This is a genomic window from Micromonospora matsumotoense (genome assembly GCF_050951065.1).
In the GTDB taxonomy this organism is placed as follows: domain Bacteria; phylum Actinomycetota; class Actinomycetes; order Mycobacteriales; family Micromonosporaceae; genus Micromonospora; species Micromonospora matsumotoensis.
The window spans coordinates 3016972-3039101 of sequence record NZ_CP192025.1; the positions used below are offsets into that span (position 1 = coordinate 3016972).

A 22130-nucleotide genomic window follows, 5' to 3' on the forward strand; every position below is an offset into this window, starting at 1 on the left:
AACGGCTCCCGTTTCCCGCCTGCGGGGGTGCCTGCGCCCTGGCCTGCCTCGTTCCAGTCGGCGGCACGGATCGTCCCCGCCGAATGTCCATGTTTCTGAGGAAAGGTGCGGGATGCTGGGCGCGAATCGTTTCCGTAATTTATCGAGGCGATTTGGTAAACCGAAAGTGATCATCCCAGTTCAGCGCCATTCTCAGCTTTCATTCAGCTTACTTTGGGCATGTGATCCACGTCACATCTGGCCGGCTGATTGGTGGTTCGGTCGCGCTCAACACGCAGGCATTCCGTCTTGTTAGCGTTCTCATTCCCGGCCCCCGGCGAAACTGTGTATTGACCTTGAGGAACGTGGAAACGTACTCTCGTGGCAATCCCACATCCGCATTGGACGGTTGCTATCCAGGGCTGACGACTGATCGGAGCAGGCCCATGTTCGACGTAATCGTTGTCGGTGCACGCTGCGCGGGTTCGCCCGTGGCAATGCTATTGGCCCGGCGCGGCCACCGGGTTCTGATGGTCGACCGCTCCTCCTTCCCGAGCGACGCGGTGTCGACCCACTACATCCACCAGGCCGGGCTGTCCCGCCTCCAGGCGTGGGGACTGCTCGACGAGGTGATCGACGCGAAGACGCCGGCCATCCGGAAGATGAACTACGCCAACCACGGCATCCCGTTGATCGGGTTCGCCGACCCCATCGACGGGATCGACGCGGTCTACTGCCCGCGCCGGGTCGTGCTCGACGAGATCCTGGTCAACGCCGCCCGCCGGGCCGGCGTCGAGGTCCTGGAGCAGTTCACCGTCTCCGACCTGGTCTTCTCCGAGGGTCGGGTGGTCGGCATCCGGGGCCGCGAGGGCGACGGGCCGGAGCAGGAGTTCCGGTCCACCGTGGTGGTGGGCGCCGACGGGTTCCACTCGACGGTGGCCAGGAAGGTCGGCGCGGAGCTGTACAACGTGCGGCCCGCCGCCGGCTTCACCTACTACTCCTACTACAGCGGCCTGGACTGGGGTCTGCACCACAAGACCGGCTTCCACGAGCAGTGGTTCGGCACCTGGCCGACCAACGGCGACGTCAACATGGTCGCCGTCATCTGCACCCGCCGGCAGCTCAAGGAGTTCCGGCAGGACCCCGAGGCGCGCTTCCTGGCGGTCTTCGACGACGTCGAACCGGAGATGGGCGCGCAGCTACGCGAGCAGGGCCGGCGGGAGGAGCCCTTGCGGCCGATGCGCTACCCGGACAACTACTACCGTCGCTCGCACGGCCCCGGCTGGGCGCTGGTCGGTGACGCCGGCTACCACAAGGACCCCATCACCGGTTGGGGCATGACCGACGCCTTCCTGCACGGCGAGCTGCTCGCCGACCGCATCCACGAGGCGCTCTCCGGCGAGCGGACCATGGACGACGCCCTCGCCGACTACGTCAAGGTGCGCGACGAGGAGAGCGCGCCGGTCTACGACTACACCACGGCGATGGCTGAGCTGACCCTGGACCCCTACCTGGAAGCGGTGCTCGGGGCGATCAGCACCAGCCAGGAGTGGACCACCAAGATGCTCGGCATGATCGCCGGCGGGGTCGAGGGGCACGAGCTGTTCGCCCCCGACAACCTGGAGCGGATCTACGACGACGCCGGCGTACCCGAGCACAAGCGGATCTACGAACCGTCCTGATCGGCGTGGGGCCGCGCGGGATGAGCGCGGCACGACGGTGGAGGACGTCCCGGTCCTCCGCCGTTCGTTCGTTGCACTTGATCTCTGGAGGAGGCAGGCAGATGACGCGCGCGTCCAGCATGTTCGATCTCATCGGCCAACAGGACGACCAGCGGCCCTACTACGACACCGGCGGCCGTGGCCGGTCCCACGCGTTCTACACCGGCGAGGAGCAGCACCAGCGGGAGCTGGAACGGATCTACCGTCGCCGCTGGTTGCCGGTGGACCACGTCTCCCGGTTCACCGAGAAGGGCTCCTACGCGACGCTGACCATCGGCACCGGCTCGATCCTGATCATCAACGGCGACAACGGCATCCAGGCGTACCACAACTACTGCCGCCACCGGGGGTACCGGTTGGTGGAGGAGGCCACCGGCAAGCGGCAGAGCATCGTCTGCATCTACCACTGCTGGGTCTACGACCGCAACGGCAAGCTCAAGAGCTTCAACGGCACGTACTTCGACCACTTCTTCGACAAGGAGAAGAACGGCCTGCTGCCGGTCCGTACCGAGATCCGGTTCGGGGTCGTCTTCGTCACCTTCTCCGACGACGCGCCGGACCTCGACGCCTCCCTCGGTGAGTTCGGTGAGTTCGCCCGGGTCTACGAGCTGGCCGACCTGAAGTGCATGCAGGCCAAGGACTACCCGGTCGCCTCGAACTGGAAGCTGGTGGCGCACAACGTCAACGAGAGCCTGCACTTCCCGACGGCCCACAAGGACCTGCACCGGATCACCGACTTCGACGACGCGGGAACGTACGAGCTCAAGGGCGACATCGTCGGCGCGTGGCAGGTCATCCGGGACAAGTACAACTCGGTCTCGATGACCGGACGCAGCGACCGGACACCCATGCCGCTGGTCCCGGACGCCGACCTCAAGAAGATCAACTGGATCACCATCCTGCCGAACCTGCTCTTCGGCTTCACCGCCGACTACGTGATGATGCAGTGGGTCTGGCCGGAGAGCCCGAGCACCTGCTACGTGCGGCACTTCTGGCTGTTCCACCCCTCGGAGACGGCCCGCAGCGACTTCTCGCACGAGGCCGTCTTCGCGCTCTGGGACAAGGCCAACTATGAGGACTGGGAGATGTGCGAGCGGACCCACCGCGGCCTGTCCAACCCGCTCTGGTCGCCCGGGCAGCTCTCCCTGGACGAGGAGGTCGTCTCCCAGATCGACGCCTGGGTGGCGCGCGAGACGGCCGACCCCGTCGACACCGAGGGATGACGGCCGTGGTCAACTGCTTCCTCATCGGCGGCACCCGGGTCCTGGCCCGCTGCGCCGACCAGCTCGTCGAGGCCGGGATCCGCGTCGAGGGCGTCTTCACCGACGAACCGGTCGCCGCCGCCTGGGCGAACGCGCACGACGTCCCGGTGCTGGACCCGCACGCCGACCTCGCCGCCGCGCTCACCGCCACCGAGGTCGACTACCTGTTCAGCATCGTCAACTTCCGGATCCTGCCCGGCCCGGTGCTGGCGCTGCCGAAGGTGGCCGCGGTCAACTTCCACGACGGCCCGCTGCCCCGCTACTCCGGCAGCAACGTCGCCGCCTGGGCGCTCTACGAGGGTGCGAGCCGGCACGCCGCGACCTGGCACCGGATGACCGAGGCGGTGGACGCCGGCCCCGTGTTGCTGGAGCGGTGGTTCCCGGTCCGGACGCATTCCACCGCGCTCTCCCTGACCTACGAGACCGCCGAGGTGGGCATCGCGCTCTTCGCCGACCTCGTCGGGCACCTGCTGCGGCGCTCGCTGCCCGAGCCGGTCGACACCGGCGACCGCGAGCGCCGCTTCTATCACCAGCGGGACCGGATCGCCGCCGGTGGTCTCATCCACGCCGGCACCTCCGCCACCGAGGCCGAACGCATCGCCAAGGCCCTCGACTACGGTACGTTCCCCAACCCGCTCGGGGTGCCGGCGCTGATCACCGCCCAGGGTGCGGTGTTCACCCGCCAGGTCCGGCGCATCCCCCGCGAGGACCCGCCGTCGGTGACCGTCGCGACGGCCGTGACCGACTCCGCGCTGACCCTCTCCACTCCCGACGGCGACCTGCTGCTGAGTGACTTCACGGCGACCGACGGCAGTGCGCTCAGCGGCCGGGCGGTGGCCCAGCGGCTGGGCATCACCCCGGGCCGGCCGCTGCCGGCCGCGCCACCCGAGCGGTTGGCGGCGATCGCCGACGCGCAGGGTCCGCTGCGTCGGCACGAGTCCTGGTGGAAGGCCCGCCTGGCCGACCTGCGACCGGCGCCGTTGCCCGCCGAGGACTTCTCCGCCGCGTCCGCGCACTACGGCCGGTACGAGCTGGCCTACCTGCCCCGGTCCCGGGCCGAGACGGTCGCCGTGATCCGCGCCTTCCTCGCCGTGCTCGCCGAGCGGATGGAGGCCCCGAGCTTCGACTTCGCCTGGTCGACCTCGTCGGCGCCCGCGCTGGCCGAGGCGACCTGCGGGCTCGCCGTCGCGCGCGTCCCGGTCCGCTTCGACGCCGCCGCCGCCGACGAACTGTCCGCCCGGCTCGACGAGGCGACCGCCCGGCACGCGTACGCCACCGACCTTGAGGTACGCCTCGGTCTGGCGTACCGCCCGGTCGGCTCCGACGGGCCGACCTTCACCCGGATCGCCGTCCTCCAGCGGCACCCCGACGACGAGGCGGCCACCGAGCCGGACACCGAGATCGCCCTGCTCTGCCTGCACGACGGCCCGCCCACGGTGTTCGTCCGGGAAACCGCCATGTCCGCCGACGAGGCGCTGGAGTTCGCCGAGCGGGTCGAGGACCTCGCCCTCGGTGCCATGCTCCTCGGCACCGCCGCGCCCATGCCCGCGCCGGCTGCCGCGTCGACGCCCACCGCTGCCGACGAGGCCGCCCCCGCGGACGGGGCAGCGGCGGCACCGGCCGGTGCGACGCCGCTCGACGGGTCCGGGGCCGCCCGACGCGACGGGTCCGACGCCGCCGGCTCGACCGACGTCGCGTCCCACCCGGACCAGGCGGCCGAGCCGGCAGCCTCCGTACCCACCGTGCTGGATCTGGTCGCGGCGACCATGACCGCCCGGCCGGACGCCGTCGCGGTCCGCAGCGGGGCCCGGCGGATCGACTACGCGGCCCTGGACTCCTGGGCCGACGCCATCGCCGCCCGCCTCTATGACCAGGGGATCGGTGCCGGGTCCGTCGTCGGCCTGCTCACCGAGCGCGGCCCCGACCTGGTCCCGGCGATGCTCGGCATCCTGCGGGTCGGGGCGGCGTTCCTGCCGCTCGACCCGAACTACCCGGTGGAGCGGCTGCGCCGGTACGTGCAGGTCGCCGAGTGCGAGCTGATCCTGGCCGACGAACACAGCCTCGCGTTCGGCGAGTCGGTCGGTCCGGTGCTGCCGATCCCCGGCCCGGACGGGTCCGCGCTGGCCGTGCCGCCGACGGTCACCGGTGCCGACCTCGCGTACGTGCTGTTCACCAGCGGGTCGACCGGCGAACCGAAGGGGGTGGAGATCGGGCACGCCGCCCTGGCGAACTTCCTGACCGGCATCGGCGAACGGCTCGGCTCGTCCGAGACCGACATCGTCCTCGCGCACACCACCGTCGCGTTCGACATCTCCCTGCTGGAACTGCTGCTGCCGCTGACCGTCGGCGCGACCGTGACCCTGGCGTCCCGGGCGGTGGCCCGCGACCCGCACCGGCTGGCCGACCTCATCGGCGAGGTCACCGTCGCCCAGGCCACCCCGAGCATGTGGCGGCTGCTGCTGGAGACCGGCTGGACGCCGAGGCCGCAGCTCACCGTCCTGTCCGGCGGCGAGGCCCTGGTGCCGGCGACCGCCCAGCAACTGCACGGCACCGCCGGTGCCCTGTGGAACCTCTACGGCCCCACCGAGGCGACGATCTGGGCGTCCGCCCACCGGGTCGAGTCGGTCGGCGCGTTCCTGCCCCTGGGTGAACCGCTGCCCAACCTCACCCTGCACGTGCTCGACACCGACCTGAACCCCGCCGACACCGGCGAGCTGTACCTGTCCGGCGTCGGCCTGGCCCGGGGCTACGTCAACCGCCCGGACCGCACCGCCGAGGTGTTCCTCACCCATCCGGTCAGCGGCCAGCGGCTCTACCGCACCGGGGACACCGTACGGCGGCACGCCGACGGCGCGATCGAGTGGTTGGGCCGGGCGGACTCGCAGGTCAAGGTCCGGGGCAACCGGATCGAACCGGCCGAGATCGAACGCGTCCTGGCGGAGTGCCCCGGCGTCACCGCCGCCGCCGTCGTCGCCGTCGCCTTCGAGGGCCGGGGCGAACCGCGGCTGACCGCGTACCTCGTCGGCGAGCGCACCCTGGTCAAGGCGGAGCTGGACACTTTCGTCGGCCGGCGGCTGCCCGAGTACATGGTGCCGGACGCCTACGTACGGCTCGACGCGATGCCGTTGACCGACAACGGCAAGATCGCCCGTGGCCGGCTGCCGCTGCCGGACCGGCACACCATCATCCGCACCGGCGTCCCCTCCGTCGCACCCGCCGCGACCCCGACGGCCACCGGCCCCACCCCGGAACCGACCGTCACGCCGGAGCCCGCCGTCGTCCCGGAGCCGACCGTCGCGCCGGAGCACCGCATCGCGCGGGTCTTCGCCGCCGTGCTCGGCCACGACGAGTTCCTGGTCACCGACAACTTCTTCGACCTCGGTGGTGACTCGGCCAACGTGACCCGCGCGGCGCTGGCGCTCACCGAGGAGTTCGGCGTCGCGGTGAGCCCACCGGCCATCTTCGCCACCGGCACCCCCGAGCGGCTCGCCGAACTGCTCCAACCCGCGCCCGCCACGCCCGAACGCTCCCGGGCCGGCACCACCGCCGGGGCGACCCCCGAGCAGGCCGTCGTCGCTGCCGCCGAGGCGGTCGTCGCGGCCGGTGCGGCCACCACCGAGGCGACTGCCGACCGTACGGTCGACGCCGCATCGGACCCGGCGCACCCCGTCGCGGCCGGTGCGACCGGCGGACCGCAGGCCGCCACCGGCGACCCGGCCGGACAACCCGACACCGTACGGCCGGAGCCGCCCCGCCACCGCGCCCCGGCGAGCCCGTCCGGGACCCCGGCACCCGACACCGTCGGGGAGGCGCTCGCCATCATCGGCCTGGCCTGCCGGTTCCCCGGTGCCGCCACCCCCGACGAGTTCTGGGCCAACCTCGCCGACGGGGTTTCCAGCGTCGGAGACGCGCCGACCGGACACCGTGGCTGGGGTCACCTCTGGTCCGCCGCCGACGAGGTCCCGACCGGCTGGGTCGACCGGGTCGAGCACTTCGACGCCGCCCGGTTCCAGCTCACCGACCGGGAGGCCCGACGGCTGGACCCGTTGCAGCGCCTGCTGCTGAGCGTCACCGACGAGGCCCTGGAGAGCTGCGGCCACACCGCCGCCTCCCTCGGCACCGCCACCGGCGTCTTCATCGGCACGATCGCCAGCGACTTCCCCGAGTTGGTGGCGGGCAGCATCGGGGCCAGCGACCCGCACGTGGCCACCGGCACGGCGGTGTCGATGGTGGCCAACCGGCTCTCCCACGCCTTCAACTGGTCGGGGCCGAGCTTCGCCGTCGACACGGCCTGCTCCTCCTCACTGGTCGCCCTGCACGAGGCGGCCATGCACCTGCGCGCCGGGGAGGTGGACGCGGCCGTCGTCGGCGCGGCCAACCTGGTGCTGACCCCCACCAAGACCCGGTCCTTCCTGCGCAACGGCATGCTCTCCCCGACCGGGGTGTGCCGCACCTTCGACGACGACGCCGACGGGTACGTCCGGGGCGAGGGCTGTGGGGTCATCGTCCTGAAGCGGCTCGCCGACGCCGAACGCGACGGCGACCCGATCCTCGCGGTGGTCCGCGGGTCCGCGGTGAACCACACCGGTGCCGCCGGCTTCCTGACCGCGCCGAGCAGCACCGCCCAGCAGGCGGTGATCCGCAGCGCCCTGCGGCGGGCCGGCGTCGAGGCGGACGGGGTCGGCTACATCGAGGCGCACGGCACCGGCACCCAGCTCGGTGACCTGATCGAGCTGGAGGCGTTGCAGGCCGCCCTGGGCGAGGCGCGGCGGGGCACGGTGGCGGTCGGCTCGGTGAAGACGAACATCGGCCACCTCGAACCGGCGGCCGGGATCGCCGGCCTGATCAAGACGATTCTCGCGCTCCAGGCGGACCGGATTCCGCCCTCGGCCCACCTCACCTTCCCCAACCGGGCGTTCCGCTTCGAGAACTCGCCGCTGTTCGTCCCGGACCGGCTCGTACCGTGGGTCGGGCCCCGGGTCGCCGGGGTCAGCAGCTTCGGCTTCGGCGGGGTGAACGCGCACGCCGTCCTCGCGGCGGCCCCGTCGCCGACCCGGGTGCCCGCCCGGACCGGTCCCGGCCTGCTCACCCTCTCGGCGGGCTCCGAGGAGGGGCTACGTACCCTCGCCGGCCGGCTCGTGCACCTGCTCCGGTCGCCGTACTGCCCGCCGCTGGCCTGGATCTGCGTGGCCAGCCGGCAGCGCCCGGCGGCGACCTACCGGCTCGCCTGCGTGGTGGACACCATCGAACAGCTCGACGACAAGCTGATGCTGTTCCTCGCCCGCGCCGAGGGCACCCGCAACCTCTACACCGGGGTCGCCCCCACCCCGTCGGGGCGGACCCTGCCCCTACTGGGCGACGCGCCCGGACGCGACGCCCTCGACACGACGGCCCGCCGCTTCGTGGCCGGCGACGGCCTGGTGGCCGAGGAACGCGCCCCGGTGCGCTTTCCCACCGCCCCGCACGAGGAGAAGCACCTGTGGTTGGCGCCCGCGTCGACGGCGGGACAGCTCCCGGCGGGCGGTGCTGCGGCGACCACGCCACCCGGTTCGTGGCGCGAGCACCCGGAGGCCCTGGAACACGTGGTGCTGGGCGACCCGACGCTGCCCGGCGCCGGCTACCCCGGCAAGGTCGCCGAGCTGCTCGGACGGGACGCCTTCACCCTGCGGGACCTCACCTTCCGGGCCACCGTACGGCCGCCGGCGACGCTCACCGCCGAACGGCACGGCACCCGGGTCACCTTCCGTGACGACACCGCCGCCGTGGTCTGCGACCTGGAGGTGACCGACCCCGAACCGGCCGATCCGACGCTCACCCCGCCCGCCGACCCCGTCGGGCTCACCCCGGTCGACCTCGACGGCATGTACCGCGACTTCGACCGCAACGGCCTGCGGTACGGCCCGAGCTTCCGCTGCGTACGCCAACTGTCGATAGCGGACGGTGCGGCGACCGGCACCCTGCGGGTCGACGCCGGACCCGACGCCGGTCCGGTGGACGCCCGGCTGCTCGACGGTGCCTTCCAGGTGGCCCTCGCCGCCTGCGGGGCGCAGGGCCTCTACGTGCCGTTCACCGTCTCCCGGCTGACCGTGCGGGGCCGGCTCACCGGCGAGGTGCGCGTGCACGCCCGCCGGGACCGGGGCAGCGCTCCCGATGCCGGGCTGCTCACCGCCAGCCTGGTGGTGCTCGACGGCGACCGCCCGGTGCTCACCGCCCAGGGCATCACCTGGCGTCGGATCTCCCCGGCCCCGCCGTCCACCCCGTCCACCCCGGCGGGCGCGCACGACCGGGCCCGGTTCGACGGCACCACCCCGCCCGGTGCTCCCACGCACCGTGGCACCCCCGGCGTCGCCACCCCCGGCTCCGTCCCGGTCCACGGTGCCGACGGCAACGGTCGGGTCCCGGCCGCGTCCGGACCCGGCACCGCCGCCGCTGCCCCCTTCCCGGTCAACGGGGCCGCTGCCTCCTTCCCGGCAAACGGGGCCGCCGGTGCCGGCGACCTCGGTCGGGCGCTGGCCCGGTGGATCGCCGAGGGCCTGGAGACCGACGTCGAGACCCTCGAACTGGACCGCCCGTTGGAGGCGCAGGGGCTCGACTCGATGCTGGCGGTCTCGCTGGCCCAGGACATCCGTAGCCGGCTCGGCGTGGACATCCCGGTCACCCTGCTGCTCGAGGTGGGGACGGTGGAGAACCTCGCCCGGGAACTGCGCGACACGTACGGCGTCACCGCCGTACCCGGTGCCGCGCCGGCACCCGGCCCGGTGCCACCCGTGCCGCTCGGCGGCTCCCCGGGCGGCGGTTCTCCGGCCGCGGTGCCGGCGGTCGGCGTGCCGGCGACCGACCTGCCCCCGGTCGGCATGCCGGTGACGTCGGCTCCGGCGGCCCTGACCCCGGCTGCCCCGGCTTCGGCTGCGGTGACGCCGGTCGCTGTGGCGACCTCGGCAGCCTCCGACCGGCACGACATCGCCATCGTGGGGATCGATGGCGTCTTTCCCCACGCCAGCAACATCGACGAGCTGTGGGAGGTGCTCACCCAGGGCGAGGACTGCCTCCGCGAGGTCCCGAAGTCCCGCTGGGACATCGACGACTACTACTCCGACGCGGCCGAGCCCGGCACCGTCTACCTGCGCCGGGCGGGCTTCGTCGACGAACTGACCGACTTCGACGCGCCGTTCTTCCGGATCTCACCGGCCGAGGCCCAGTGGATCGACCCGCAGCAGCGCCACCTCATCCAGTCCGCCTGGCGCGCGCTGGAGGACGCCGGCCTGTCGGGCCGTACGGGCGACCGGTCGACCGGGGTGTTCGTCGGTGCCAGCTACCAGCACTACCGGGACATGGTCGTCGGCGACGTGGTGCAGACCGCCGCCGGGCTGGGCAACCACAACGCGATCCTGGCCAACCGGGTGAGTTATTTCCTGGATCTGTCGGGGCCGAGCATGACGATCGACACGTTGTGTTCGTCGTCGTTGGTGGCTCTGCACACCGCCGTGCGCAGCATCCGCAATGGCGAGTGCGACCAGGCCATCGTGGCCGGAGTCCACCTGGCCATGTCTCCGCAGTACTTCCAGCTCGGCTCCCGCCTGCGTTCGTTCTCTCCGTCGGGTGCGTCGCGGGCGTTTGATGCGGGGGCGGATGGGTTTGTGCCGGGTGAGGGTGTGGTGACGGTGGTGGTGAAGCGGTTGGTGGATGCGGTGCGGGATGGGGATCGGGTGCGGGGGGTGATTCGGGGTTCGGCGGTGAATCACGGTGGTCGGACGAGTGGGTTGACGGTGCCGAGTAGTGCGGCGCAGCGGGAGGTGATTGTGGCGGCGTTGCGGGATGCGGGGGTGGGTGTGGATCGGATCGGGATGGTGGAGGCGCATGGGACGGGGACGTCGTTGGGTGATCCGATTGAGGTGGAGGGTTTGACGCGGGCGTGGCGGGGGTTTACGTCGCGGACGCAGTTCTGTGCGATTGGTTCGTTGAAGTCGAATATTGGTCATTTGGAGCCGGCGGCGGGGTTGGCGGGGTTGGTGAAGGTGTTGTTGTCGTTGGAGCACGGGGTGGTGCCTCCGACGTTGCATGTGGTGCGGCCGAATGATCACATCCGGTTTGAGGACACTCCGTTCTTTGTGGCGGATCAGCTGGTGTCGTGGCCTCGGGTGGAGGGTGTTCCGCGTCGGGCGGCGGTGTCGGCGTTCGGGATGGGTGGGGTGAACGCGCACGTGATTGTGGAGGAGGCACCGGCCCCGGCGGTCCGGGAGCCCTTGCCGCAGGGGTCGTATGTGGTGAAGGTGTCTGCGGCCAGTGAGGAGGGGGTGCGTCGGTTGGCGGGCGGGTATGCGCGCATGTTGTCGGGTGTGGATTCGTCTGTGGTGGGTGATGTGGGGTTCACGGCGAATGTGGGTCGGGCGTCGCATCGTTTTCGGGTGGCGGTGCAGGGTGCTGACGGGTCGGGGTTGGTCAATGGTTTGAGTGCGGTGGCGGGTGGGGATCGGCCGGTGGGTCGGTTGTCGAATGAGCCGCCGGTGTCGGTGTTCCTGTTTTCGGGTCAGGGTTCGCAGTATGCGGGGATGGGTGCGGGGTTGTACGCGACGGAGCCGGTGTTTCGGGATGCGTTTGATGAGTGCGCTGAGCTGGTGGCGTCGGGTGGGGATGTGCCGTTGTGGGAGGTGGTGTTCGGAGGGCGGGGTGGCGAGCTGGTGCAGACGCGGTTCGCGCAGGTGGGGATCGTGTCGGTGCAGGTGGGGTTGGTGCGGTTGTTGGAGTCGTGGGGGGTGCGGCCGGGTCTGGTGGTGGGTCACAGCGTGGGCGAGTTGACCGCGGGGTGGGCGGCGGGGGTGTTGTCGTTGCCGGAGGTGTTGCGGTTGGCGGTGGTGCGGGGTGGGTTGATGCAGGCGCAACCCTCGGATGGGGCGATGGCGGTGGTGTTCGCCGACGCCGGATCGGTGGAGGCGGTGTTGCCGTCCTTCCCGGGGGTGGAGATCGCGGCGTTCAACGCCCCGCGCAGTGTGACGATCTCCGGCCCGGCCGAGGCGGTGGAGGCGTTCGGTGCCGGGTCGGGGTTGCGGACGCAGCGGTTGACGGTCAGCCATGCGTTCCACTCGGCGGCGATGGCCGGGGCGGTGGACCCGTTCGCCCAGGCGTTCGGGCAGGCGGTGGTGTCGCCGCCACGGGTCGGGTTCGCCTCCACGGTGACCGGCGGCTGGCATGACGCCCGGTCCGTGGCCGACGGCCGGTTGTGGGGGTCGGGGATTCGCCGGCCGGTCCGCTTCGCCCAGGCGATCGAGGCGGTGCACACCGCCGGCGGACGAGTCTTCTGGGAGATCGGCGCGCATCCCGTGTTGACCGGTCTGGCCCGGGCGACCCTCACCGACACCGATCTGACCTGGCTACCGACGCTACGACGGGACCACGACGACCAGACCCAGCTCCACACGGCCATCACGTCGTTCTACAACCACGGCCACGGCGACCTCGACTGGGCCGGGGTGCACCACGGGAAGGGACACCGCACCACCACCATCCCCACCTACCCCTTCGAGCGCCGGGAGCTGAGCGCGCCCCGGGTCCCCGGGTCCGCCGCCGTGCGGCGTCGACCGGAGCCGGAGGTTTCCGTACCCGCAGCAGGTGATGAGGCAGTCGGCCACCCGTTGTTCGACCGTCACTACGAGCACTGAGCGAGGGAACGTGACGTACCGGGTTGAGACCTACGAGAAGACCTTCGCCGCACACGAGCCGTTCATCGCCCAGCACCGCTCCGGTGGCCTCGGCATCCTGCCCGCCGCCGTGCAACTGGAGATGGCCCTGCTGGGGGTCGCGCAGCGCCGGGCGTTCCGCCCGCTCGAACTCGTCGACGTCGCCTTCGTCCGGCCGTTCACGGTCGCCGACGGCGAGCAGGTCACCGGCCGCCTCGACGTGACCCTGGGGGAGCGGACCCGGTTCGAGTTGGGTGCGGTGACCCCCGAGGGCCGCAGGACGGTATCCACCGGGTCGGGCGGCCCGATCCCGCCGGGCACCCACCCGCCGGCCGCCTGGGCGGTGAGCTGTCCGGTGCCGGTCCCGCCGGAGCGCGTCTACGACGGCTGGTCGGCCGCCGGCCTGGTCTACGGGCCGGACTTCCGGACCGTACGCCGGCTCACCGTCGGCACGGGCACCGCCGAGGCGACCCTGGAGACGGTGGTCCAGCCGCTGCCGTGGTACTCCCACCCGCTGCTGGTCGACGGCGTGTTCCAGGTGGTCAGCTGCGCCCTCCAGGACCTCGCCGGGGGTGACCCGCCGGGGCCGATGCTGCCGATCGGGGTGGCCCGTCTCGCCCTGCACGCCGAGTTGTCCCCGCTCAGCGCCGGGGTGACCGTCCGGGTACGCCGTACCGCCGTGCAGGACGCCTGGTCCGTCGCGGACGCCATCCTGGTGGACGACGCCGGCCGGGTCGTCGCCGAACTCACCGGGGTACGGATGCGCCGGCTGCCGGCCGCACGTCCCGCGCCGGCGACCGGGCGGCTGCTCACCCGGATCGACTGGGCCCCCGCCGCCGCCCCCGCCCCCGGGGGGCCGGCGGCCGGCACCTGGGTGGTCCTGCACCACGGCGAGCGGGACGGCCCGGGAGCGGCCACCGTGCGGGCACTGCGCGCCGACGGGGCCCGGGTCGTCGAGGTGCTGCCCGAGCCACCGGCGTCGGGCCTCGGGGCCGACCAGCGGGTCATCCCGGAGCCCGACGAGTCGACGTTCCAGCAGCTCTGGGCGGAGCTGGCGGAGCCGGTCGCCGGAGTGGTGCACCTGTGGAACACCGGCCCGGCCCGGCCGGAACCCACCGAACTGCGCCTCGGCCTCTACTCCTGCCTCGCCGCCCTGAAGACCCTCGGCCAGCGGCAGCGCTCCGGGCACTTCTTGGTCGGCACGGAACTCGGCCAACCGGTGGCCGGCGGCGACGCCCCGGAGCCGGCCCGGGCCGCGCTGTGGGGGCTCGTCCGCACCGCCGCCATCGAGTACCCGGGGCTGCGGCCCCGCCTCGTCGACCTCGACCCCGCCTCGGCCGCCGCCCTGCCGGCCGAGCTGGGCGACGGGGGGCCGGTGGAGGTCGGCTACCGCGCCGGGGTACGGCATCTGCCGGTCCGGGTGCCCCTGGGCGCGGCCGACGGTGGTCGGCCGTCGGTCCGGCCGGCCGGCCGTTACCTGATCCTCGGCGGCCACGGTGGGCTGGGCCTGGCGGTGGCGCGCCGCTTCGCCGCCGACGGCGCCGGCCTGGTCGCCCTGGTCAGCCGCTCCGGCGGCACCGGCATCGACCGGGCCGACCTGGCCGGTATCGAGGCGTACGGCTGCCGGGTGGTCTCGTTCGCCGCGGACGTCGGCGCCCCCGGCGCGCTGGCCGAGGTGGTGCGGGAAATCCGCCGCCGCTTCGGCGACCTGCACGGCGTGGTGCACGCCGCTGGCGCGTTGAAGGACGGCCTGCTGCGCGGCACCACCGCCGGGGACGTGGCCGAGGTGCTGCGCCCGAAGGTCGACGGGGCGCACGAGCTGGTCGCCGCCGTCACCGGCACCACGCTGGACTTCGCCGTGCTGTTCGCCTCGGTCTCCGGCACCTTCGGCAACCTCGGCCAGGGCGGGTACGCCGCCGCCAACGCCTACCTCGACGCGTTCGCGCACGCCCAGGGCAACCCGTGGACCAGTGTGGACTGGGGGTTGTGGGGCGAGGTGGGCATGGGCACGGCGGTCGCTGCCCAGCTCCGGCGGCGCGGTGTCCGGCCGCTGGGCACGGTCGAGGCGCTCGACGCGCTGATGACCGTCCTGCGCGACGACGTCCGGCAGGTCGTCATCGCCCACCCCGACGCCGCGTCGGGCGTCGGGTCCGTCGCCAAGGGGGAGACACCCGGTGCCGCCCCGGCCCCTGCCCACCCGGCCCCTGCCCACCCGGCCCCTGCCCACCCGGCCCCTGCCCACCCGGCCCCTGCCCACCCGGCCCCCGGGCCGCCGGCCGCCGGCGGCCCGGCCCCGGGTGCCGCCGCCGGGCCCGGTGCGTCCCCGCGCGGGTCCGGCGACACCGACGCCGGACGCACCGAGGACGGGCTTGCCGACTTCCTCGCGGAGCGGCTGGGCCTCGGCGACCTCGACCGGACCGCCCCGCTGACCGACTACGGCATCAACTCGATCCTGAGCGTCGAGCTGGCCGAGGAGTTGTCCCGGCGGTGGGCGGTCGCCCTCCCGGCCACCCTCTTCCTCGAGTACGGCGACTTCGCCGAGCTGGCCGGGGCGCTCGCCACCCGGTACGGGGCCCGGCCACCCGTCCCGCAGCCGGCACCGGCCGCCGCGACGTCCCCGCCGGCCGCCGCTGCACCCTCCCCGGCCGGTGTCGCCTCCCCGGTCGAACTGGTGTCGTCGCCGATGCCGCAACCGACGTCGGCAACGGTGCCGGTGCCGGCACCGCTCCCCGAATCCGGCCCGGTGACCGGAACCGTGCCGGTCCCGGCTGCGGAACCGGCACCCGTCACCGGGCCGGCGACGCGGCGGGCCGGGGACATCGCCGTGGTGGCCGTCTCCGGCGACCTGCCCGGGGGCCGCGACCTGGCCGACCTGTGGCCGATGCTCCGCGCCGGCACGGACGCGTTCACCGAGATCCCGGCCGACCGTTGGCCCATCGACGACCACTACCAGCAGCGCAGCTCCGACATGACGGGCACCTACTGCCGGACCGGCGCGTTCGTCGCCGGGATCGACCGCTTCGACCCGAAGTTCTTCGGCATCGCCGTCCGGGAGGCCGAGGAGATGGACCCGCAGCAGAAGCTGCTGCTGGAACACGCCTGGTCGGTGGTGGACGACAGCGGGCTCGCCGGCCGCCGGGACGTCGGTGTGTTCGTCGGGGCCACCTACACCCACCACCGCGACGCGCACGGCCTGGCGGCCGTCGGCCCGCACACCGCCCTCGGCTCGATGAACGCCGTCCTGGCCAACCGCATCTCCTACGCGCTGGACCTGACCGGCCCCTCGCAGACCATCGACACGCTCTGCTCGTCGTCCCTGGTCGCGCTCCAGCAGGCGGTGGTCAGCCTGCGTACCGGGCAGTGCGGCGCGGCCATCGTCGCCGCCTGCCACGTCGGGCTGACGCCCTGGTACTACCGCAGCCTCAGCCAGCTCGGCGCGTTGTCACCGACCCGGCCCCGGCCGTTCGACGACCGGGCCGACGGGTTCGTGCCCGGCGAGGGTGCGGTGGCCGTCATGCTCAAGCGACTCGACGACGCCGAACGCGACGGTGACCGCATCCATGCGGTGATCCGGGGCGCGGCGGTCAACCACGGCGGCCGGGGCAGCGCCCTGCCGGTGCCGCGCAGCGAGTCGCAGGTCGCGGTGATCCGGGCCGCGCTGGCCGACGCCGCGCTCACCCCGGCCGACATCTCCCTGGTCGAGACGCACGGCACGGCGACCCGGCTCGGCGACCCGATCGAGATCGCCGCCCTGGCCGAGGTCTTCGACGGCGACCGGCCCGAACCGTGCCAGCTCGGCTCGGTCAAGGCCAACATCGGCCACCTGGAACCGGCGAGCGGCCTGGCCGGCCTGGCCAAGGTGCTGCTCTGCCTGGAGCACGGTGAGATCCCACCGCTGGCCGGCTTCGCGACGCTCGGCGCGCACATCGCCCTGCCCCCGGGCCGGCTGGCCATCCCGACCGCGCCGCAGCCGTGGCGGGCCACCGGCCCCCGCCGGGCCGGCATCAGCGCCTTCGGCATGGGCGGCACGAACGCCCACGTCGTCGTCGAGGAGTACCTGCCCGCCCCGGCCGGCCGGCCCGCCGACGGGTCGGCGCGCGAGCACCTGCTGGTCCTCTCGGCGCACACCCCCGAGCTGCTGACCCGGCGGGTCGCCGACGTGCGGCGGCTGATCGAGGCGGACGACACGGTCGACGTCGGGGCGCTGTGCTTCTCCGCCTCGGTCGGGCGGGTCCACCTGCCGTACCGGGTCGCCGTGCTCGGGGCGACCGGGTCGGCCCTCGGCGCGGGCCTGCGCCAGGCGCTGCGCCTCGGGCCCGAGCTGCCGGGCACGGTGCTGCGCGGTGACACGGTGCTCGCTGGTGACCCGGTGCCGGTCGGGCCGGACCTCGCCGAGCGGCTCGCCCGCCACCTGCCGTGGCCCGCCGAGCGGATCGCCGCCGAGCTGCGTACCCCCGACGGCGGGCTGCTCACCGCGCTGGCCGGCTGGTACGTCGCCGGCCGCGACGTCGACTGGCGACCGTTGTACGACGGTGGTGGGCTCCGCCGGCTCGCCCTGCCGCCCTACCCGTTCCGGGACCGCGCCGACCGGGTGCCCGCCCGCCCGGTCGCCGATCCGTCCGTGCCGTCGATGCCGCTTCCGGCAGTCGCCCCCGACCCGGCGGACGGTCACCGGGAACCCGGGCTCGCCCGGCTGCTGGACGCCCACCGGGTCTTCGGCCGGCAGACCGTGCCGGCGGCACTCCTCGTCACCCGGGGGTTCGCCACCGCCGCCGTCCTGGAGCGGCTCGCCTTCACCGCCCGGGGCACCGGGCACCACCGGCTCACCGAGGACCGGTCCGACGCGACCGCCGGCAGCACGGTGACGTTCCGCTACGGCGGCCAGGTCATCGGCCGTCTCACGGTGGGCGCGGTCCGGCCGGCGGGACCACCCCCCGCACCGCTGCCGGTGGACCGGGAGTACGCCGCGCACCCCCGCACGCTCGAGCCGGCCGGCCTGTACGCGTGGTTCGCCGCGAAGCGGGTCGACTTCGGTGCGGTACTGCGGGTCATCGGCCACATCGCGTACGGCACGACCGGGGTGCTCGTCCGGGTCGACCACGCCGACGCCGACCCGGCGACGCGCGCGGTGGCCGCGCTCGACGCGGCGTTGCAGAGCATGGCGGTGCTGACCCTGGCCGATCTGGCCGCCTCCGCGCTGACCTACCTGCCGGTGTCGATCGGCCGGGCGGTGCGTTGGGCGGACCCGGCCGACACCCGGCACGTGCGGCTGCGCCTCACCGGTCAGGACGTCGACGGCAGCCGTCGGGCCGACGTCGCGCTGCTGGACACCGCCGGCCGGGTCCTGGTCTCCCTCACCGACGTGGTCTACCGGCCGGTCGCCGCGCCGACCGACACCCCCGTCGCGGACCCGCCGGCGGCGGACACCTCCCCGACGGTGGGCCCGGCGTCCACGGCCGGGCGGCAGCCGGTTACCGCTTTCGCGGTCGAGGAGATCGTCGTCGAGGTGGTCCGCACGGTGCTGCGGGACCCGGACGTCACCGCGACCGGTGCGCTCGCCGCGACCGGCATCGACTCGATGCTCGCCACCATGGTCGCCGCCGAACTCCAGGAACGGCTCGGGGTGACGCTGAGCCCGGTGGAGGTGTTGCAGGCGCGGGACTGTCGCGCGCTGGCCGCCGTGGTGGCGTCCGTCCTGCCCGAGCAGACGATGCCGGCGACCAGCCTCCCGGCCGAGATCGCCCCGGCGGCGGCCGGGGCCGACATCCCCGGACCTGCCGTCGACGACGCCCCCGTCAGCACCGACCAGCCGGTGCCAGCTCCCCTGGCCGTCCGGGAACAGCCTCCGGCCGGGCCGGACGGCGGGGACCGGGGCGACCTGGCCGTCATCGGGATCGCCTGTGCGCTGCCCGGTGCCACCGACCCGGAGGGCTTCTGGTCACTGCTGGCGCGTGGGGGCAGCGGCATCGGCCCCGCGCCCGCCTTCCGCTGGGCGGGCGACGACGGTGCCGCGATCGGCGGCTTCCTGGGCCCGATCGACGAGTTCGACGCCCGGTTCTTCGACTTCTTCGCCAAGCAGGCCGAGGTGCTCGACCCGCAGGTCCGCTGGCTGCTGCGCACCGCCTGGGAGGCACTGGAGTCCGCCGGGATCGCCCCGCTGTCCACGCCCGCCGCGACCGGTGTCTTCGTTGGCGCGAGCTATCAGCACTACAAGGACTACAACCTCGCCCCGGAGTTGGACGCGCCGAGCGGACTGGGTAACCACAACGCGTTCCTCGCGAACCGGGTGAGTTATTTCCTGGATCTGTCGGGGCCGAGCATGACGATCGACACGTTGTGTTCGTCGTCGTTGGTGGCTCTGCACACCGCCGTGCGCAGCATCCGCAGCGGCGAGTGCGACCAGGCGATCGTCGCCGGGGTGCGGCTGGCGATGTCCCCCCTGCACTACACCGCGATGCGGAACCTGCGGGCCCTCTCTCCGTCGGGTGCGTCGCGGGCGTTTGATGCGGGGGCGGATGGGTTTGTGCCGGGTGAGGGTGTGGTGACGGTGGTGGTGAAGCGGTTGGTGGATGCGGTGCGGGATGGGGATCGGGTGCGGGGGGTGATTCGGGGTTCGGCGGTGAATCACGGTGGTCGGACGAGTGGGTTGACGGTGCCGAGTAGTGCGGCGCAGCGGGAGGTGATTGTGGCGGCGTTGCGGGATGCGGGGGTGGGTGTGGAGGGGATGGGGATGGTGGAGGCGCATGGGACGGGGACGTCGTTGGGTGATCCGATTGAGGTGGAGGGTTTGACGCGGGCGTGGCGGGGGTTTACGTCGCGGACGCAGTTCTGTGCGATTGGTTCGTTGAAGTCGAATATTGGTCATTTGGAGCCGGCGGCGGGGTTGGCGGGGTTGGTGAAGGTGTTGTTGTCGTTGGAGCGTGGGGTGGTGCCGCCGACGTTGCATGTGGTGCGGCCGAATGACCATATCCGGTTTGAGGACACTCCGTTTTTTGTGGCGGATCAGCTGGTGTCGTGGCCTCGGGTGGAGGGTGTTCCGCGTCGGGCGGCGGTGTCGGCGTTCGGGATGGGCGGGGTCAACGCGCACGTCATCGTCGAGGAGGCCCCGGCCCCGGCGGCCCGGGAGCCCCTGCCGCAGCAGTCGCATCTGGTCAAGGTCTCCGCGGCCACCGAGGACGCGGTACGCCGCCTCGCCGCCGCGTACGCCGACTCCTTCGCGGCCGCCCCCGACGACCGGGCCACCGCCGACCTCTGCCACACCGCCAACGTGGGCCGCTCCTCGCTCGACCACCAGACCGCCGTGAGCGGCCCCACCGGGCAGGCCCTCGCCGAGCAGCTCCGGGCGGTCGCCGACGGCCGGGTCCCGGTCGCCCGCGTCGACTGCCACCGGCCGGCCGAGCCGCTCCCCACCGACCCGGCGCAGCGGCACCCGGTGGTGGTGGACCAGGTCCGGCAGGGCCACGCCGACATCGACTGGGCGGCCCTGTCCGCACCGGGCGCACGGATCGTCGCGCTCCCCACCTACCCGTTCGACCGGGGCCGCTACTGGCACACCCGCCCCACCGCGACGGTGACCGTGCCGGCCCCGGTCACCACCGTGCACCTGCCCCCGGAGAACATCCCGCCAGTGGACCCCGGGGCCGCCGACGGCCGCCACCCCGGCGACCCGGGGTCGACGCCCGCACCGCAAGCGCTACGCACCCGGTGGCGGCCCGCCGACCCGCTGCAAGGCGCATCGGCGTACGGGGTCACCGTGCGGGTGGTCGTGGCGGACCGGGCCATCGGTGGAGCGGTCTGCGCCGCGCTCGCCGCCCAGGGTGCCGACCTGGCCCCCGACGGGGCGACCACCCGGGCACTGGTGGTGGTCGACACCGCCACCGGGCCCGCCGACGCCGCGCCGGACCTGCGCGGGTTCTGGGAGCAGCTCCGCTCGTACGCCGCCACCATCCCGCCGCAGGGCCGGGTGGTCTGGGTCGAACACCGGTCGGCCACCGTCGACGAGGCGGACCGCGCGCTGCTCGACCCCGAGGCCGCCGCGCGGGCGTTCGCGGTCCGCGCCGCCGCCGCCGAGAACCGGTTCACCGTCGCCGTGCTCGACCTCGACCCGGCCGATCCGGTCGAGACCCGCGCCTGGCAGATCGCCGCCGAGTTCGCCGCGCTGCGCCCCGGCGCGGACACCGTCGTGGCCTACCGCCGGGGCGTCCGGTACGTGCCGACCCCGTTGCCGGCCCTGCCGGGGCCACCGGCCGACCTGACCGGGGACGGGTACCACCTGGTCACCGGCGGCCTCGGCGCGGTCGGCCGGCGACTGGTCACGCACCTGGTGACGCGCGGTGCCCGGCGCATCGGCATCGTCGGCCGGTCACCGGTCGACGGGGCCGCCGAGGGCTTCCTCCGCGGGCTGCACCCCGCTGCCGAGGTGGACTACCACCGGTGCGACGTCGCGGACCAGGCCGCGTTGACCGCCGCCGCCGCGTCCTTCGCCCGCCGGTGGGGCCGGCTGCGCGGGATCGTGCACTGTTCCGGCGGGGTCAACCAGTTCGGGTCGCTGCGTCGTCGGCAGTGGTCGGAGGCGGCCCGGGTGACCGCCCCGAAGGTCGCCGGCTCCCGCAACGTGATCCGGCTCGCCCGCACCGAGGGCGCCGACCACGTCGCCCTGGTCTCCTCGATCGCCGGCACCCTGCCCGACGCCGGCCGTGGCCTGGTGGACTACGCCCTGGCCAACGCGTACCAGTTGGCGCTGGCCGAGCAGACCGGCGACGACGGCCCGACGGTGACCGCGCACGCCTGGCCGAACTGGTCCGGCATCGGCATGGCGGCGGACGAGTCCTACTCCGCCGGGCACTCGATCACCCTCGACCAGGCGTTGGCCGGCTTCGACGCGTACCTGCTCACCGGGGGTGCCGTGGTGTTCCCCGGCAGCGCCGTACCGCAGCCGACCACCGTCTCCGCGCCACCGCCGGAGGCGGATCACCCGCCCGCACCGACGGCGGACCCCGGGCCCGCCCCGGCTTCGCCCACCGGTGGCGGCAACGGGGCGGCCGGGCCGTCGCCGGACGGTGACCCGGGGGTCGCGTACCGGCTGGTGCGGGACGCCTTCGTCGACGTGCTCGGCGAGGACCCCGGTGACTGCCCCCTGCCCGACCTCGGGCTGGACTCGTTGGTCATCGCCGACCTGACCAGCGCCATCGAGCGGCTCAGCGGGACGACCGTCGACCCCTCGCTGGTGATGCGGTCCCGCACCATGGCCGACCTCGCGGCCCGGCTCACCGACCGGGCCGGCAGACCGGCCGGACCACCCGACCCGGCGTCCGGACCCGACCCGGTGCCCGGCACGCCCGTGGCGGTGTCGTCCGGCGTGCCCGGAGCGGTGTCGTCCGCGCCCGGCCCGGACGACCCGGCGCCCACGACGAGCCTCAGCGCACTGCTGCGGCCACTGCTCGCCAATGGCCAGCAGCCGCGCCACTGACCTGCCCACCGAGCCTGACGGAAGG

The 22130-nt window shown here is 73.6% G+C and carries 4 protein-coding genes; all 4 read left to right on the forward strand.

Going from position 1 to position 22130, the window contains the following annotated elements:
• The first annotated feature begins 476 nt into the window (after positions 1-476).
• On the forward strand, positions 477-1661 hold the full coding sequence (locus ACQP1S_RS13340; RefSeq protein WP_432907993.1) for an NAD(P)/FAD-dependent oxidoreductase: 1185 nt from the start codon (positions 477-479) through the stop codon (positions 1659-1661).
• A 101-nt stretch (positions 1662-1762) separates the two neighbouring features.
• A complete protein-coding gene (locus tag ACQP1S_RS13345; RefSeq protein ID WP_218108220.1) occupies positions 1763-2923 on the forward strand; it encodes an aromatic ring-hydroxylating oxygenase subunit alpha in 1161 nt (386 codons plus the stop codon).
• Entirely contained in the window at positions 2920-12618 is a 9699-nt protein-coding gene (locus ACQP1S_RS13350) for an amino acid adenylation domain-containing protein (protein ID WP_432906726.1), read from the forward strand. Before ACQP1S_RS13345 ends, ACQP1S_RS13350 begins: the two co-directional genes overlap by 4 nt.
• Before the next feature lie 10 nt (positions 12619-12628).
• Complete coding sequence (locus ACQP1S_RS13355; RefSeq protein WP_432906728.1) at positions 12629-22105, forward strand: SDR family NAD(P)-dependent oxidoreductase; 9477 nt, start codon at positions 12629-12631, stop codon at positions 22103-22105.
• Positions 22106-22130 lie beyond the last annotated feature (25 nt).

Bases quoted from the DNA above. Each gene is read 5' to 3' on its own strand.
- ACQP1S_RS13340 (WP_432907993.1), top strand. From the start codon at position 477: ATGCTATTGGCCCGGCGCGGCCACCGGGTTCTGATGGTCGACCGCTCC.
- ACQP1S_RS13350 (WP_432906726.1), top strand. From the start codon at position 2,920: ATGACGGCCGTGGTCAACTGCTTCCTCATCGGCGGCACCCGGGTCCTG.
- ACQP1S_RS13345 (WP_218108220.1), top strand. From the start codon at position 1,763: ATGACGCGCGCGTCCAGCATGTTCGATCTCATCGGCCAACAGGACGAC.